The sequence below is a fragment of the Enterobacter cloacae complex sp. IR5441 genome, assembly GCF_049238215.1.
Classification (GTDB): Bacteria; Pseudomonadota; Gammaproteobacteria; order Enterobacterales; family Enterobacteriaceae; genus Enterobacter; species Enterobacter hormaechei_C.
Genome location: NZ_JBMKIA010000097.1, coordinates 1 through 1,668 on the forward strand (window position 1 = coordinate 1; position 1,668 = coordinate 1,668).

Sequence of the window (1,668 nt, forward strand, 5' to 3'; positions counted from 1 at the left end):
GCAGCGACCAGAGCCGTTCCGAGCAACGCCTGGAAAACTCCAGCTCTTTTACTACCCCTTATCACAGGGATTATTCTTAACTCATCACCCGGCCCCAGGAGTTCAAACTCTTCGTGCCCGATATTGCGACGATCCCGGAAAATAACAAAATCCAGTCCCTTTGCCCGAGCTTCACGCAGATAAGCATCAAAGCCGGCAATGGTGTTAGAAAGCGCCCTGAAAACTTCGCTGGCGGACGTTAGTGCACGGCGATGTGTCCTGCCAAATCGCTGAGCCATTGAGCCGCTGAGTTTGATAACGGTTTTTCTTTCCATTACATCAAATCCTTATAACGCAGAATTTTGATGGTACGGTCACGGTAATAGCCACCGTAGGGAATACGCTGGCTTAGCTGGCCATACATGTGATGCAGTAGCATGTTGCCATCAAGCAAAATCCCGGCATGGTTCGGGACGGTGGACTGAACCTGCATGATAACCATGTCACCTGGCTGAGCGGGACCGTCGTACTCACGAAAACCGCATTCCTGCCAGTTGTCCATATAGAGGTTTTCACCCTGCTCCCACCAGTGGCGATCTACGCTGTAGTTGGGCAGTTCAATGCCGTGTTCGATGCGGAAATAGTCCATGATGAGAGACCAGCAGTCTGCATATCCGAGAACAAACTGGCGCCCTGTGAGGGGTCGGTCTCCGCGAGGCATGACGGTGCGAATGTCGCCCTCCGGCCACGATGCAATAATCCACGGCAGTTCCGTGGCATCACACATCAGCATGTCGAGCTCGCTCGGTTGGGTTGTTGCCCCGTCGCCGGGGTGACTGTGGACGATCGCCACCACAGTTCCCTGCTCTTCGGCGGCCGCATAATCCTCATGATTGAGTTCAAATTGGTCAGTCGGCGACTCAGCATTATTTTTGCAGGGGATGTATTTCTCCACCCGCCCCTTCTGAATAACCACGCCACAGCACTCCTCGGGGAAGGATGCGGCGGCATGCGCCAGAATGGCGCTAACTGTTTTGTCGCGCATGATTATCCTCTCAGAAGTGAAGCCCCGGGGAACCCGCCATAATCCAGCTGCTCATTCTCTCCGAAACGAGGTTTGCAGCCCGTTGACAGCAGTCCGGAGCAAACATCCTGTGAAGGATCATCCACCCGGTTGCCGTCTTTATCGAACCAGCCGTTTTGCCCGGCGTAGGTGCAGCCATTCCCGGTTTTGTACCAGCCCCGCATGCACCACGTGCACATTGGCTGAATTTGCCGGGTCGGAATGAGTTGCCCGCGCAGATCGGCTGGACTGGAAAGCTCAAACTCTACGGTTTCATCGTCTGATCCTGATTTACGGTCGATGTAATAAACCTGTTTGCGCTCCTCGTTGGGATTCGCAGTCGGGTTCCCGTCAGGAAAATTTCTTACGTCCAGATAGTGGGCGAAGGTGTCATGGATGATCACCTTTGCTTTAGCCATCCCCTGAAATCTTCGGCACAGCGCGCCAATCGTGCCGCTGATGTTTGCAACGGTGAGAGACGGCCGTGAACTCTGGCCGTCACTGCTGACAGATATGCCGGTCAGTTCATACGGCCACGCGCCATACTCCTGCCCCTGCCACCACACCGACTTCGGCTCAAGTTTTGACTCGTCGCCGCCTGCGGCGATGATTTCCGCCTCGGTATG

2 protein-coding genes and 1 pseudogene are annotated in these 1,668 nt (G+C 54.8%); all 3 read right to left on the reverse strand.

Annotated elements, in window-relative coordinates; all coding sequences use genetic code 11:
* Window positions 1-314, reverse strand: a pseudogene (locus ACOTX5_RS26445) (tail assembly protein); the annotation flags it as partial.
* On the reverse strand, window positions 314-1,024 hold the full coding sequence (locus ACOTX5_RS26450; protein WP_059509691.1) for a C40 family peptidase: 711 nt from the start codon (window positions 1,022-1,024) through the stop codon (window positions 314-316). The gene ACOTX5_RS26450 and the pseudogene ACOTX5_RS26445, both read right to left, overlap by 1 nt.
* Before the next feature lie 2 nt (window positions 1,025-1,026).
* The coding region (locus ACOTX5_RS26455) for a phage minor tail protein L (RefSeq protein WP_171963477.1) at window positions 1,027-1,668 on the reverse strand (642 nt) is incomplete at its 5' end.

Excerpts from the sequence above, each read along its gene's own strand:
- ACOTX5_RS26450 (WP_059509691.1), bottom strand. The coding sequence starts at position 1,024 with ATGCGCGACAAAACAGTTAGCGCCATTCTGGCGCATGCCGCCGCATCC.